Genomic DNA, 15272 nt, shown 5'->3' on the forward strand with positions numbered 1-15272 from the left:
GGTATCCCCATGACACCACGTGGCACGGCAATTCACCTGCAGCGGCGCATGCGCCTTCGCCCGCTCGCGCTGTCGCTGGCCTGCATGGGCCTGGCGCCCGCGCTCGCGCAGACCCTTCCCACCGGCTTTGCGCAGATGGCGGGCAATGTCTGCCTCGCGATGGGCGGCGCGTGCGTACCTGGCATGACCCAGGCGCCGCTCGGCGCCACCACGCTCAACATCATGCAGAACTCGCCCCGCGCCGTCGCGCAGTGGCAGACCTTCGGCGTGCCCTTCGGTTCGGCCGTGGTCGTGACGCAGCCGAGCGCGTCGAGCGTGCTGCTCAACCGCGTGGTGGGCGGCCAGGAATCGCGGATCATGGGGTCGCTCTCGGCCACCGGCCACGTCTACCTCATCAACCCCTCGGGGGTGCTCTTCGGTGCGCAATCGTCGGTCAGCGTGGGTGGCCTGGTCGCTTCCACGCTCGACATCGCGGGCAGCGCGGCGGACAACTTCAAGGCGCGCAACGACGCCTTCATGGCCGGTGGCGTGCTCAACACCGGCACCCAGCGCATGGAGCTCACGCTCAGCGGCAGCAGCCCTGCGGGCATCACGGTGGAGAAGGGCGCGCAGATCGTCGCCGGCTCGGGCGAGGGCGATTCGCGCACCGGCGGGCTGGTGGCGCTGGTCGGCGCCAACGTCAGCAACAGCGGCACCATCAACGTCGCGCGCGGCACGGCCGGGCTGGTGTCCGGCAACGAGGTGGTGATGGTGGTGGACCCGATGGGCGACGGGCTGACCACCTTCCGCATTCCCACCACCAGCAAGGCCGCTACGGCGCTGGTGGAGAACACCGCCGACGGCACCATCCGGGCCGACGGCGGGCGCATCCAGCTCTTGGCGCAATCGGTGAATCCGGCCGACGTGGTGGTCAACCAGGGCGGCGTGCTGCAGGCGCGATCCCTCACGGTCGATCGCGGCGGAGAGATCCTGCTGGGTGCGCCGTCCAATGCCATGCGCATCGCGGGCACCCTCGACGTCACCGGCACCGAGGCCGGCGTGACGGGCGGCAGCGTGCAGTCCGTGTCGGACCGCCTGCGCGTGGATGGCGCCAGCATCGATGCGAGCGGCAGCAGCGGCGGCAGCGTGACGCTGATCGGCGGCACGGCCGCGACCATGTCGCCCGACGCGGTGATCCGCGCCAACGCCACCGTCGCCGGCGGCACGGGCGGGCGCATCGGCCTGGGCGGCGACGGCACGCACCTGTCCGGCAGGCTCGAGGCCCGCGGCCTGGGCAGCGGCGCCGGCGGCAACGTGACCCTGGTCGCCGGCATTGCCGCCGGCTCGCTCGAAGTGGCCGGCGATGCGGTGGTGGATGCGAGCGGCGGCGAGTCCGGCGCCAACGGCAAGTGGCGCATGGTCTCCGGACCGGACCTCAACGTGGTCACCGACGTGCCGGCCTACGACCCGGCCGCCTATCCGGTGGGCGGGCTGCCCTCGCGCGTGAGTGCACAGGCCATCGGCGGCGCGCTGGGACGCGGGACCGACGTGGTGCTCGAGAGTTCGGCCGGACGGTTTGTCGAAGGCCGGCTGACGACCGGCGGCTTCGGCGTCGTCTTCGACAGCGACGCGCAGGTCGTCAAGTCCGAAGGCCGCGCATCGACGCTGACGGTGAACTCGCTGCGCAGCATCGGCATGAGCAACGGATCGTCGATCCGCTCCACGGCCGGCGCGCTGAATGTCGACTTCAATGCCGACTCGAAGGGCACGGTCCCGTCCGAGCTGCCCGAGATCCTGAGCACCAACGATGCGCGGTCCGCCGGCGGCATCTACCTGAACAACGCCTCGATCGAGAGCGGCGGCGGCGACATCCGCTTCTACGGACAGACCGACCCGCTCAATGGACGCGCGCGCGGCGACGTGCTGACGTTCGAGGTCGGCAGCTTCGCGCTTCCGGGCGTCGGCCTGACCAACAGCACGCTGTCCACCTGCGCCGTGGGCACGGGTGGCGCTTGCGGCGGCACGGGCCTCATCAGCCTGCGCGGGCATGGCGAGACGGTGCGGTTGAACGAGAGCAATTTCTTCCTCAGCGGCGTGGGCGTCGGGATCAACGGCGGCTCGATGACCACCGGCGCCGGCGGCATTTCCATCGACGGGCGCGGCGGCATCGGCTCGGCGGGTGTCGTGGCGACGCTCTACGCGAGCGAATCGGGCTCGTCCGACCCCGTGATCCGCTCGGGCACGGGCGGCATATCGCTGGTGGGCAGCTCGCGCAGCTGGGCCACCGGCGACCCGGTCGGCCTCTACCGCGGCCAGCCCGATGAGTCCGGCACGGGCCTGGGCGGCGGCATCGGCGTGATCCTGTCGGGCGCCACCGTGGCCACGGGCGGGAACGTGCGCATCGACGGCGTCGGCGGCAACGTCCTCGGGCTGACGACGGCGCCCGGCAACGCCGAGTTCCTCTCGACGGCCGGGGGCGCCACCAACGAATTTCAAGTCGTCGTCGGCTCGGCCTTCTCGGCGGGCGACGGCGTGGCGATCCGCTCCAGCAGCATCGCGGCGGGCAGCGGCGGCGAGGTCAGCGTGGCCGGCACCGCAGGCAGCAAGGCCTTCACCATCGTCAACAACGGCGCGGGCACCCCGGTGGTCACGCAGAGCGCGGCAGATGCCTTCGCGGTCAATGTGGTGGCCGGCACAGGGCAGGGGCTGGCGGCCGAGGGCGGGCGCGTGTCCGTCGACGGCCGTGGCGGCGACGTGTCGCTTCGCATGGGCAGCGGTTTCCCGGTCCTCGGGTCGAATGCGCTGCTCTCGGTGGCCAGCGGCACCGGCCAGGGCGGCACCATCGGCGTGACGGGCCGCAACGTGGTCATCGAAGGCTACAACAATTTCGAAGGCACGCTGCGCTTCGCACGCCTGGATGCCAACGGCGCCGCGGGCGGCGGCACGATCGACATCTCGGCCACCAATGCGCTCGCGGTCGGCCAATACACCAGCCTGGAGGCCAATGTGGGCGGAGCCTCGGGCGACGGGGGCTCGATCCGGGTGATCGGGGGCGCCACGCTGCGCAGCCATGGCGGCCTCTCGGCGCGCGCCGGAACGGCGGGCGGCAATGGCGGCGCCATCGAGACCTCGGCGCCCCTGTTCGACCTTTCGGGCGTGCGGGTCGATGCCTCGGCGCCGGCAGGCACCGCGGGCACCTGGACCATCGACCCGTACAACGTGGCCATCAACCACGGCACCGCGGCCGGCACGCTGCCCGGCAACCCCTTCGACCCGGTTGCCGCGTCGATCGTGCTGGACGGCGACATCAACAATGCGCTGAACGCCAGCACCAGCGTCACCATCACCACCGGCAGCACCGGGCCCGTGGGGGCCGGCGCCATCACGCTGGGCAACGGCGTGGTGATCGATCGCACGGTGGGCGCGGCGCCGGTGAACTTCAGGCTCGACGCCAACACCAGCATCTTCGCCTTCGACCCGAACATCGCCATCCGATCGAACACCGCGGACCCGGCGGTCGGCGCGCTCAACGTCGCGTTCAACGCGGGCCTCGGCGCCGTGGGCGGGACGATCTTCTACAACGGCGCGATCGCGACCAACGGCGGCACGGTGTCGATGGATGCGAGTGCCGTGACCAACAGCGCGGCCATCACGCTGAACGGCGCGCGGATCGACACGCGCACCGCGCTCCTCGATGCCGGGCCGGGCGGCGCCGTGACGATCGCGGGCCGTTCCACCGCGAACTCCGCGTTCCTGAGTTCCCCCGTGGTGAGCCTGTCGGGCGCCACGGTCTCCACCGCCACCGGCGACGTGTCCATCTCGGGCATCGGCCTCAGGGGCAGCGGGGTCTCGATCAGCGGCACGCCGGGTACGCAGGGCGTGTTCACCACCGGCGGAAACATCGACATCGTCGGCGTGGGCAGCGGGGGCTTCTCCAGCACCGTGCCGGTGACCGGCAACGGCGTGGTCATCAACGGCGCCACCGTGCGCAGCGTCGATGGCGACATCGGCATCGACGGCCTGGTGCTGAGCGGAACCAACGATGCCACGGGCAGCGGCGTGCGGATCGCCAACGGCGGCCTGGTCACTTCGCTGGGCGCGGGCAACATCGAGGTCACGGGCGAATCGCAGGCCAACGGCGCCGGCGTGACGATCGCGGGCGTGGTCCCGCCGGGCCCGTTCGGCGGACCGTCGCAGCCAGCCGGCCGCATCGACGGCAACAGCAACGTGGTGCTGCGCGCCGCCAACGACGGCACGACCGACGCGCTGGTGATCGGCGGCACGGTGCGCGCGGCCAACGTGCTCGACCTGCGCCCCGGTGGCGTGGATGCCGCGGGCAACGCGGGCGACCGCACCGCCAGTGCCATCACGCTGGGCGGCACGGCGGCCACCGGCTTCGCGGTCTCGGCCGACGAGTTCACGCGGCTCTCGGCCGCCACCATCGTGGCGGGGAGCAATGCGCACGCCGGCAACATCGACGTGGTGGGGCGGCTGGCGCTGGCCTCGGCCCTGACCCTGCAGAACGGCGGGGGCGGCAACATCCAGCTCAACGGCGCCATCACCACCTCGCAGCTCGGGCTGGTGAGCGCCGGCAACATCGGCCAGGCCGCCGATGCGGCCATCACGGCGGGAACGCTGCTCGCACGCTCGACCGGCGGCAATGTGCTGCTCGAGAGCGCGGGCAACAACGTCGCCGCAGTGGGCGGCAGCGCCGCGGGCCGCTTCGCATATGTCGATGCCGACGCGGTGACGCTGGGGCCGGTGTCGGTCACGGGCTTCGATGCCGCGTCGAACACGCCGCAGCTGATCTCGGCCACGTCGATGGCCGCGGACTCGGTGTTGGTCCGCACGCTGGCCGGCGACCTCACGCTGGCGGTGCCGGTGTCCAGCGCTTCGGGCACCGACCTGGTGGCCGCGGCGCGGTTCCAGAACGCGGGGGGCGGCAGCATCGCGGGCGCCAACTGGCGTGTCTGGGCCGACACCTGGGTGGGCGAAACGCGCGGCGGCCTCGCCGGCTCGGGCCTGTACCCCAACCTGTACCACTGCGCGTACCTGGGCCTGTGCACCGTGAACGTGCCGGCCGGTGCCAACCACTTCATCTATGCGCAGCAGCCGGAGGCCACGGTGGTCATCGACAGTGTGGTGCGCGGCTTCGGGCGGCCCAACCCGCTGTTCACCTACAGCATCACCGGGCTGATCCTCGGCGACACCGGCGTCGGCTTCACCGGCACGCCGACCACGGCGGCCTTCCTGGGCAGCCCGCCGGGGTTCTATGCGATCAACGGCAGCTTCACCTCGGCCGAGGGCTATGCCGTGCGCGTGGTGCCCGGCCAGCTCCAGGTGACCGGACTTCCGCGGCTGCCCAGCGTGGACGTGGTACGCGAGCAGCCGACCACTTGGCTGTACGACCGCAACATCGGCCAGGCGCCGATCTGCTTTGCCACCGGTCCGCTCGAGGGCGACCGTGCGCAGCAGGGCGGCGACCTGCTGGCGCGCGAATGGTCGCGCGTGCGCTCGCGGCCGAACCTCACCAGCTGCGTGGACACCGAGAAGCGCAACGGCTGCGCCGACTTCTAGGGCGCGCCCGGCGTGCCGCGTGCCGCCAGCGCGCGGCCGAAGTGGCCGGTGTAGGTGCGCATGCCCTGGTGCGCGAGGTCGGAGTGGGCATCGATGAAGACCTTGCCGCCGATGGATTGCCAACGGCGGCAGAAGGCAAAGTCCTCGGCCAGGTAGGGGCCGTTGCCCGGTTCGGCGAGCACGTCGAAGAAGCGGTAGTGGACACGGCCGCGCTCGGCCGGGTCGGCATCGCGGTCGGGCGTGTAGCGCAGCTCGGGGTAGGCCGCGGCCATGCGCTCGAAGACCGAGCGCGCGATGAGCATGAAGCCCGTGGGCGCGTCGCGCATCTCGATGAAACCGTCGGCATCGATCACCATGGTGGTGCCGAGCGCATTGGCGGCAAAGCGGGCATGACGGGCCTCGAAGTCCTGCCGCGTGCTGCCGGCCGGCAGCGGCGCCTGCAATCCGGCGTCGGGCCAGCCGTCGGTCTTGTGCGGATAGATCCCGGCCACCACGTCGCGGCCCGACAGCAGCAGCCGCAATGCGGCGTCGGGCTGGAAGCCGATGTCGGCATCGATCCAGAACAGGTGCGTCCAGCGCGTGTCGGCCATGAACTCGGCCACCAGGCGGTTGCGTGCGCGGGTGATGAGGCTGTCGCCGTCGAGGAAGCGCGTCTGCATCGAGAAGCCATGCGTCCAGGCCAGGTCGACCAGGCCGAGCAGGCTGCGCACATAGAGGCTGGCCATGCTGCCGCTGTGGCTGGGGGTGGCGACGAAGGGGCGGATGTCTTTCAGTGCGGCAAGGTCGAGCATCGGCTGCGGTGGTTCGTCGGATGGCGGCTCAGGCCGGCGCGGGCGCATGCCGGCGCGTGGTGAGCAATGCGCGCAGCTTGGCCGGTGCGACCGGTTTGGTCAACAGCATCACGCCGCCGTGGCGCAGGCGCTGCAGCACCTCGGGCCCGGTGGCGCCGGAGACGAGCACCGCGAGCGCGTCGGGCTGCAGCCGCTTGGCGGCCGTGATCACGTCCATGCCGTCGTCGTCGCCGGCCAGTTGCAGGTCACACAGCACGGCGTCGAAATGCAGGTCGCCCGTGCCCAGCCGCGCGATGGCCTCGGCCCCGGTGGACACGCATTCGACCTGGCAACCCCACTGCTCCAGCAGGGCGCGGCTGCCGTCCAGGATCGCCGGGTCGTCGTCGATCACCATGCAGTGCAGGCCCGCCAGCGGCGTGAGCGCCACGGGCGCGGGCTCGGGCGTGGCGGCTTCGTCGGCGCGGGCCGCGGGCAGGGTGAGCGCGAAGGTGCTGCCCGCCTGCAGCGCCGAGCGCACCGTGATGCGGGTGCCGAGCAGCGCGGCAATGCGCGCGCAGATCGCCAGGCCCAGGCCGAAGCCGCGGCGGCGGTCGCGCTCGGTGTTGGTCACCTGGTAGAACTCCTCGAAGATTCGGCCCTGGTGGATGGGTGCGATGCCCACGCCGTTGTCGCGCACCTCGATGCGCACCTTGTCGCCGTCCTTGCGGCCGCGGCGCGCGGCCACCAGCACGGTGCCACCCGCGGGCGCATGGCGCAGCGCGTTGGCCACCAGGTTGCCCACGATGCGCTGCAGCAGCGCCGCGTCGCTGCGCACCGCCAGGCCGCGGTCGCTCCAGCGCAGCCGCACGCGGGTTTCCGAGGCGGTGGGCGCATGCTGCGCATCGAGCTGGTCGAACAGCGCAGCCAGCGGCACCTTGCCGATCGCCGGTGTCAGCACCTGCGCATCGAGCCGCGAGATTTCCAGCAGGTCGTCCAGCAGCACGCCCATGAACTCGGTACTCTCCTGCAGGCGCAGCACGGCCGGGCGCTGCGCGGGGCTCGCGCCCGGCAGCAGGCCATCGATGAAAAGGCCCATGGCGTGCAGCGGCTGGCGCAGGTCGTGGCTGGCGGCGGCCAGGAACCGTGCGCGCGAGAGCGCCGCCTGCTCGGCCTCGGCCATGCGCTGCAGCGCCACGGCCGTGGCTTCGCGCACGCGCTCCTCGCTGATGCGGCGGTTGCTCTGCAGGCGCTCGGCCAGCCGGTCGATGTCGCGCGCGAGCACGGCGAGCTCGTGCGAGTCGTTCTCTGCAGAGGCCGGCGGCGCACTGTGCGCATCGCCCTCGACCACGTCGCAGCGCGCCTCGAAGTGGCCCGCCTCCAGCGCGGCCACGGTGCGCGAGACGCGGCGCAGCGGCCTTGCCACGGTGCGTGCCATGTGGCGCACCGACGCCCAGGCCGCGAGCAGCGCGACCAGCGCGATGCCGATGCCCGCGAAGAGCGAGCGGCTGCGCTCGCGCGCATAGGCGGTGGTGTCGCGAAAGGTCTGCACCAGCCCGATGGGCGTCTCGCCCCCCGCGGTGGAGCCCGCGGGCGCGAAGGCGTTGGCGCGCGAGGCCTCCCGCAGCGTGACCGGCGAGGTGAACATGCGCAGCTGCGCGAGCGACGAGGCCTTGGGCCCGGCCGTCACGAAGATGCCGGCGCTGTTGCTGATCTCGACGCGCATCACCTGGCCGCCGCGCAGCGCGGCATTGGCCACGTTCTGCAGCGCCGGCAGGTCGCCGGCATAGAGGCTCAGGTCGGACATGGCCGCCACCTGGCGCGCCACGGCCTGGCCCTCGGCGTCGAACGCGGCCTCCAGCGTCTGCAGGCGGCTGTGGGTGAACCAGCCGGTGAGCGCCAGCGCCACCGCGGCGCACGGCACCACGCCGAGGCGGAACAGGTCGCGCTGCAGGTTGCCGCGCACCACCAGCTTGGGTGCGGAATGGGGCGGCGGCGGGGCGATGTCGGCCCGCGTGCCCTCGGGCGGCAGCTGCTCGCTCATCGCGTGACCGTGAGCCGCTCGGCCAGTTCCCGCTCTTCCAGCACGCGCAGGCCGAGTCCGCGCGCCACTGTGGCGTTGACGCGCACGGCGGCCGGCGTGGCCGACTCCACCAGCGGGCCAGCGCCGCCGGTGCCGGCGAGCTTCTGTCCGAGCAGCCGCGCCTGCTGCGCCAGTTGTGCGGGCGTCGACACGGCCGCGGCCAGGCCGCCCGAGCGCACCAGCCCCTCGCTGGCGCCGAACACCGGCAGGCCGGCCTCCGCGCCGGCGCGCAGCACCGAGAGCGTGGCCGCCTGGCTGTCGCCGATCAGGTCGGGCAGCACCATCAGCGCATCGCTGCGCGGCACCACCGCGCGCAGCGACGCGGCCAGCGACTTGGCGTCGGGGGCGTATTCGACCTGCACGTCCCAGGCCGCACCGCCGCCCTGCGCGGCGCGCTGCAGCTCGCGCACCAGCGGCTCCGATTCGGGCGTGGCGACCACGCCGATGCGTGGCTTCTGCGGCAGCACCGCAGCCACCAGGGCGAGCTGGTCGGCCATGGCCGGGTCGCGCAGCAGCACGCCCACGCGCCGGTCGCCGCGGCGCAGCGCGGGACTGCTGGCGCGCAGGTTCTCGTAGTCGATCCGGCTCAGCATGGCGAGCACCAGCGGCTGCTGGCCCGGCCGGTCGAGCGCGGCGCGCGCGGCCGGCAGCCCGACCGCCATCGTGAGGTTGGCGTCCGCCGCGAGGGCGCGCATGCTGCGCGTGCGCACGCCGGCATTGGCGCTGCGCTGATCGGGATCGGCACCGGCGGTTTCGGTCGGCTGCGGCAGGTCCGCGCCGCCCGGCGAAAGCCGCACCAACTCGAAGCGGGACCCCGGCTCCTGGCCCGCGCGAAGGTGCTGCACGAACTCCGAGTGCGCGGCGAGCTCGTCGCCCATCAGCACCGTGAGCGCGGCGGCCGGCACGTGGACGGCGAGCAGCGCCACGCCCATCGCCAGCGCGAAGCGCGCGCTATGGCAGAGCCGTTTCCGGAGGAGCGGGATGAAGGGGTTCACGGCGACAAACATGGACTGCATCTGCAGCAAGGGCAGATGCACCCAATGTACGGAAGCCCCCCGCTTCGCGCGATAAGGCGGAGGGCTTATGTCGCCGCCCCCCACCGCGTGCCGGGGCGGCGAACCGCAGCCTTCGGCAGCTGCTTGGCCTATGTCCGATGGACTAGGGCCTGGGCTTCGGCGTTCAGCAGGGCGCTCGCGCGCTGCGCCTGGATCGCCTGGCGCAGCACGCGCGGCGAAACCGGCTTGTAGAGCACCGTGATGCCGGCGCTCGCCACTTCGCGCAGCCGGTCGGGCTTGGTCTCGCCGGTGACCAGGAGCCGTGCCGTGCCCGCACCGATGCCGCGCGGGTGGCGCTCGAGCGCGGCGATCACGTCCAGGCCGTTGTCGCCGCCTTGCAGCAGCAGGTCGCTCACCACCACGTCGGGCGGCTGCGTCCAGGTGTCGGCCAGCGCGAGCGCCTCGGCGCGCGTCTGCGCCGCCATCACCTCGGCGCCCCAGTGGGTCAGCACCACGGTGAGGCCTTCGAGGATCGTGCGCTCGTCGTCGATCACCAGGATGCGCAGTTGATCGAGGCTGGCGTCCTCCTCGACGGCGCCGACGGCCGGCGCGGCGTCGGGCGCAGGCAGCGCGGCCGGCGCCGAGCGCACCAGCACGCGCACGCAGGTGCCGCGCTGCGGCCGGGAGGTCAGCTCCACGCGCGTGTTGAGCAGGTCGGCCAGGCGCTGCACCGTGGCCAGGCCCAGCCCCATGCCGCGCTGGCCGCGGGGCGCCTGGCGGCCGGTGCCCTCCACCTGGTAGAACTCCTCGAACACCCGCGCCTGGTGCTGCAACGCGATGCCCACGCCGGTGTCGACCACGTCGATGCGCACGCCCCTGCCGCGCCGCCGGGCGCCGATCAGCACGCCCCCCTCGATGGTGTGGCGCAGCGAGTTCGACACCAGGTTGTTGAGGATGCGCGAGAGCATCACGTAGTCGCAGCGCACCCACAGGTCGGTCTTGCGTGCCACCAGGCGCAGCCCCTGCTGCTCGGCCACCGGCCGGAAGTTGCGGCTGATCTCGTCGAACAGCTGGTCCAGCGGAAAGTCGACCCACTGCGGCTGCAGCACGCCGGCATCGAGCTGCGAGAGATTCAGGAGCTCCGAGAACAGCCGGTCCAGCGAATCCACGCACTCGCGGATGTGGCCGATGCGCTGCAGCCGCACCGGATCGGTCTCGCCGTTGGCCAGGCCGTCGGAGAACAGCGTGAGTGCGTGCAGCGGCTGGCGCAGGTCGTGGCTGGCCGCCGCCAGCAGGCGGGTCTTGGCCTGGCTCGCCACTTCCAGCTGCTGGTTCTTGCGCGCCAGTTCGGCCGTCGCCTCGCTGATGCGGCTTTGCAGCAGCCGGTGGCTTTCGGCCAGCGCGCGCGCCGCCTGGTTGAAGCCGTGCTGCAGGTGCCGGACCTCGGAGGTGCCTTCGATCTCCACGCTCGCGGCCTCGCCCGCGCCCAGCCGGTCGACCGCCTTGCCCAGCGCGCGGATCGGCTCGCTGATGCGCCGCGCGGCCCACCAGCCCGCCAGGCCCACGCCCACCAGGCTGATCGCCAGCACCAGCACCACGTTGAGCCACACCGAGCGCCGCGCGTCCTGCACGGCGTCCAGGCTCATCTCGACCATCACCTTGCCGTTGTGCTTGCCGTCGTCGCCCACGATCGGCACCACCACCTGCAGGCCTTCGCCGCGCGCGCGGTCGACGGTCTCGGAGTTGGCCACGATCTCGCCTTCGTCCGACCAGATCTGCACCTGCTGCACGTGCGGCTGGTAGGTGCCCGACTGGGCCGTGCGCTGCAGGATGCGCCGGTCCATGCGCACCAGCGGCGCCTGCGCCGCCGTGGCCACCTGCAGCGCCACGGTCTGCGCATTGGCGCGCATCAGCTCGGTCAGGTTGTCCAGGTGCTGGCGCGTCAGCACGGCAATGGCCGCGAGCGTGGCCGCGGTGGCGGGCACCAGCGCGAGCAGGATCAGCTGCTGTGCGAACGTGAGGCGGGCAAGCCCCCGCAAGACGTGGAAGTTCCAGTTCATGGGGGCATTGGGCGCATGGAGGCGAAGCTTAGGGGCCCGACCGCAAGGGCGAAAGATAGGAAAAACATCACGAAAATAACCCGTACTTAGTATCTAATTGCATCGCTTCACCGATGTTAGACCCGCTGGTCCGCAGCGGCCCCATGTCTCCGTGTCTAAAAATGCAGGCCCCTTTCCGCAGCGCCTTCACGGCTTCCGGCGCGCCTGACGCGTTTCGCGCCTCCCGCCGTTGCGCCCTTTTTGCGCGTTTCTCGCGTGCGGCTGCCGTGGTGCGCCGCGGCACCGCCCTGCTGGCGCTGGCACTGCCCGTGGTGGCGATGGCCCAGCCCTTGCCGCAACCAGAGGCGCCGGTGCGCTTCGGCATCCTGCCGCTGGGCGGCGCCTTCGAATCGCGCAACGACTGGGACCCGCTGCTGGCCGAACTGAGCCGCGCCATCGCGCGCCCCGTGAGCGTGCTGTCCGTCAATTCGTACGAAGCGCTCGAGCAGGCCATCCAGCGCGACGAGGTCGACGTGGCGTTCCTGTCCGGCAAGATGGCGCTGGACGCCGTCACCCAGCGCCGCATGAAGGTCGTGGCGCAGGTGGTGCGGCACGACGGGCTGCCCGGCTATCGCGCCTTGCTGCTGACCCGCAAGACGCCGCCGTTCAATACCAAAAAGAGCCTGCTTGCCGAGCCGGAGCGCTGGCGGCTCGCGCGCGGGGAGCGGCAGTCGGTGTCCGGCTTCATCGTGCCGCAGCTGCAGTTCTTTCTCCCCAACCACATCGTGATGGAGACGCGCTTCCTGAGCGAGATCGTGGGCACCCACCAGACCACCGCGCTGGCCGTGGCCAACAACGAAGCCGACGTGGCGACCAACAACACGGCCGATTTCGAGCGCTTCAAGCTGCGCTTTCCGTCCGAGGCGCAGCGGCTTCAGGTGCTGTGGGAGTCCGAGCTCATTCCGCATGCGCAGATCGTGGTCCGGCGCGAGTATTCGCCCGAGCTGCGCAGCCGCGTGCAGGCGTTCCTGGTCGGCTATGGGCGCGCCAAGGGCCCGCGCGGCGATGCCGAGCGTGGGGTGCTCAAGTCGCTGCACGACCTGGCCGGCTTCGTGGCCGCGGACAACAGCTCGCTGCAGCCGGCGGCCAAGCTCGCCTACCAGCTGGCCCGGCAGAACGCCATGACGGCCCAGTGGGTCAACGACGCGGCACGCCAGGCGCGGCTGCAGCGCATCGAATCCACCTACGCGGAGCAGGTCACCGTGCTGCGGGACCTGTCGCCCTGATGCGCTGCACCGGGTGGCCGCGCGTCCTGCGCCTTCTTGCGGCGCTGCTGCTGGCGGCCGCCTCCGCGGTCTCGTTGGCGCAGGGCGGCGGGGCAGCCGGCGCCCACAAGCCGGCTGCCTCGGCCGCACCGATCCGATTCGGCGTGCTGCCGCTGGGCGGCACCGTCGAATCGCGCGCCTTCTGGATGCCGCTGCTGGCCGACCTGGGCCAGTCCATGGGCGTGCCGGTGAGCGTCTATTCGGTTGCATCCTATGAAGAGCTGGACCGCGCCATCCAGCGCGACGAGATCGACATGGCGTTCCTGTCGGCCAAGATGGCGCTCGATGCCGTGATGCAGAAACGCATGAAGGTGGTGGCGCAGATCGCGCGGCGGCCCGGCATGCCGACGCACCGCGCGGTGCTGCTGACGCGCAAGAGCGGCGTGCCCAACACGCTGGAGGCCGTGCTGGCCGAACCCGAGCGCTGGCGCCTGGCGCGCGGCGACAGCCGGTCGGTCACGGGCTTCCTCATTCCGCAAAGCCAGCTCTTCCTGCCGCGCAACATCGAGCTGGAGACGCGCTTTCGCGGCGAGATCGTCGGCAACCACCAGGCCACGGCGCTGGCCGTCGCCAACGGCGATGCCGACGTCGCCACCAACAACACCACCGACTTCGAGCGCTTCAGGGAGCAGTTCCCGGTCGAGGCCGCGCGGCTGCACGTCGTCTGGGAATCCGAGCCGCCGCCCGGCGCGCAGATGGTGGTGCGGCGCGCCTATCCGCCCGAGTTCCAGGCCCGGATCCAGGCCTTCCTGGTGGGCTATGGACAAGGCAAGGGCCCGCGCGCGGAGGCCGAGCGCGAGGTGCTGAAGACCCTGCGCGCGGCCTACGGCTATGCGCTGGCGGACGACAGCGCGCTGTTGCCCGAGGCCTTGCTCGAATACCAGCTCGGCAAGCAGCGCGCCATGGCCGCGGCCTGGGTCAACGATGCCGCGCGCGAGCAGCGCCTGCGGCGCATCGAGCAGGCGTACAAGGAACAGGTCGAGACCTTGCGCGGGGCGGGCGGCGCCAGGCGCTGAGCGGTCATCGCCCCGTCTAGTCCCTTCGCCGTAGCTCCAAATCCCTCCGCCTAGGCCGTTAGGCGGATTTGCCGGCAGCGCCCGGCGCCGGAAACTCCGTGCTTCTTTCAGGCAGCCCTTGCCTTTGACGGAGTGCGGATGAGTTGGCGAACAAAAGTGGTCTGGAGCGAGGGGATGCTGCTGCAGCCCCAGCACCTGCAGCAGAGCGAGCGTCATGGCGACCATGCGCGGCATGTGCTGTTGCGCTCCACGACGCCCTATGCCTGGGGCTTTGCGGAGATCGAGATCGATCAGGCCGCGCTCACGCTGGGCAAGCTCGCGCTGGTGCGCGCCGTGGGCATCTTCGGCGACGGCACGGTGTTCGACATGCCGGCGGTCGATCCGCTGCCCGAGCCCATCGACATTCCGCCCACCATGCGCGACGAGGCCGTGATGCTCGCGCTGCCGCTGCGCCGCGCCGGTGCCCGCGAGGCCGATGCCGAGGAATATGAAGAGCTGGTGCGCCACCGCGTGCTCGAGTCCGAGGTGCCCGACTCCAACACCGCCGGCGAGCGCACCGCCATGCTGCAGCTGGGCCAGCTCCACACGCGCCTGATGCGCGCCAGCGAAGCGACCGACGCCTGGACCACGCTGGGCGTGGCCCGTGTGGTCGAACGCCGCGTCGACAACCAGGTGCAGCTCGACCGCGCCATGCTGCCGCCGCTGCTCGACGTGGCCGGCCATGCCGTGATCCGCGCCTGGCTGGACGAACTGCTGGGCCTCATGCGCCAGCGCGGCGAGGCGCTGGCCGGCCGCATGACGCAAGGCGGCACCGGCGGCGTGGCCGAGATCGCCGACTTCATGCTGCTGCAGACCGTCAACCGCAACGAAGCCGTCTTCGCGCACCTGGCCCGGAGCGCGATGCTGCATCCGCAGCATTTCTTCGAGCACGCGCTGGGCCTCGCGGGCGATCTCGCGAGCTTTCGCGATTCGCGCCGCGTCACGCGCTTCGGCCCCTACATCCACGATGACCTGGCGCTGAGCTTCCGGCCGGTGATGGACGACCTGCGGCGCAGCCTCTCGATGGTGCTGGAGCAGTCGGCCATCCGGATCGAGCTGCACGACCGCAAGCACGGCGTGCGCGTGGCGATGGTCACCGACGTGGAACTGCAGCGCAAGGCAACCTTCGTGCTCGCGGTGAACGCCAACATGCCGAGCGAGGCGCTGCGCGCGCGCTTTCCCACGCAGGTCAAGATCGGGCCGGTCGAGCGCATCCGCGACCTGGTGAACCTCGCGCTCCCCGGCGTCACGCTCACGCCCATGCCGGTGGCGCCGCGACAGATTCCGTTCCATACCGGCGCCAACTACTTCGAGCTCGAAACGCGCAACAGCGACCTGTGGCGCCAGCTGGAGCAATCGGGCGGCATCGCGATGCACATCGCGGGCGACTTTCCCGGCCTCGACCTCGCGTTCTGGGCCATTCGTTCCTAGCCGCATCCGGCTGACGGAAAC

The 15272-nt window shown here is 71.7% G+C and carries 8 protein-coding genes; 4 read left to right on the forward strand and 4 right to left on the reverse strand.

The window, feature by feature from the left end; genetic code table 11:
• Positions 1-9 precede the first annotated feature (9 nt).
• Complete coding sequence (locus tag ABID97_RS04950; RefSeq protein ID WP_354397434.1) at positions 10-5556, forward strand: beta strand repeat-containing protein; 5547 nt, start codon at positions 10-12, stop codon at positions 5554-5556.
• Here ABID97_RS04950 and ABID97_RS04955 read toward each other — a convergent pair.
• The 4 genes from ABID97_RS04955 to ABID97_RS04970 form a co-directional block, all read right to left on the reverse strand.
• Complete coding sequence (locus ABID97_RS04955; RefSeq protein WP_354397435.1) at positions 5553-6347, reverse strand: hypothetical protein; 795 nt, start codon at positions 6345-6347, stop codon at positions 5553-5555. The two genes, ABID97_RS04950 and ABID97_RS04955, sit on opposite strands and share 4 nt — an antisense overlap.
• Positions 6348-6375: 28 nt before the next feature.
• Positions 6376-8367, reverse strand: coding sequence for a hybrid sensor histidine kinase/response regulator (locus ABID97_RS04960; RefSeq protein WP_354397436.1), 1992 nt, complete (start codon positions 8365-8367; stop codon positions 6376-6378).
• A complete protein-coding gene (locus ABID97_RS04965; RefSeq protein ID WP_354397437.1) occupies positions 8364-9413 on the reverse strand; it encodes an ABC transporter substrate-binding protein in 1050 nt (349 codons plus the stop codon). Before ABID97_RS04965 ends, ABID97_RS04960 begins: the two co-directional genes overlap by 4 nt.
• A 137-nt stretch (positions 9414-9550) precedes the next feature.
• Positions 9551-11461: an ATP-binding response regulator gene (locus ABID97_RS04970; protein WP_354397438.1), complete on the reverse strand. Its 1911-nt coding sequence runs from the start codon at positions 11459-11461 to the stop codon at positions 9551-9553.
• A 266-nt stretch (positions 11462-11727) separates the two neighbouring features.
• On the opposite strand from ABID97_RS04970, the gene phnD reads away from it, so the two are divergent.
• The 3 genes from phnD to tssK all read left to right on the forward strand — a co-directional run bounded on the left by phnD (position 11728) and on the right by tssK (position 15251).
• Positions 11728-12726 carry a phosphate/phosphite/phosphonate ABC transporter substrate-binding protein gene (gene phnD / locus ABID97_RS04975; RefSeq protein ID WP_354401674.1) on the forward strand — a complete coding sequence of 333 codons (999 nt, stop codon included), beginning with the start codon at positions 11728-11730 and terminating at the stop codon, positions 12724-12726.
• The gene (locus ABID97_RS04980) at positions 12726-13781 is read left to right on the forward strand and encodes a phosphate/phosphite/phosphonate ABC transporter substrate-binding protein (RefSeq protein WP_354397439.1); all 1056 of its coding nucleotides are present in this window, start codon (positions 12726-12728) and stop codon (positions 13779-13781) included. Before phnD ends, ABID97_RS04980 begins: the two co-directional genes overlap by 1 nt.
• A gap of 138 nt (positions 13782-13919) precedes the next feature.
• Entirely contained in the window at positions 13920-15251 is a 1332-nt protein-coding gene (gene tssK, locus ABID97_RS04985; RefSeq protein WP_354397440.1) for a type VI secretion system baseplate subunit TssK, read from the forward strand.
• Positions 15252-15272 lie beyond the last annotated feature (21 nt).

It is taken from the genome of Variovorax sp. OAS795 (assembly GCF_040546685.1).
GTDB lineage: Bacteria > Pseudomonadota > Gammaproteobacteria > Burkholderiales > Burkholderiaceae_C > Variovorax.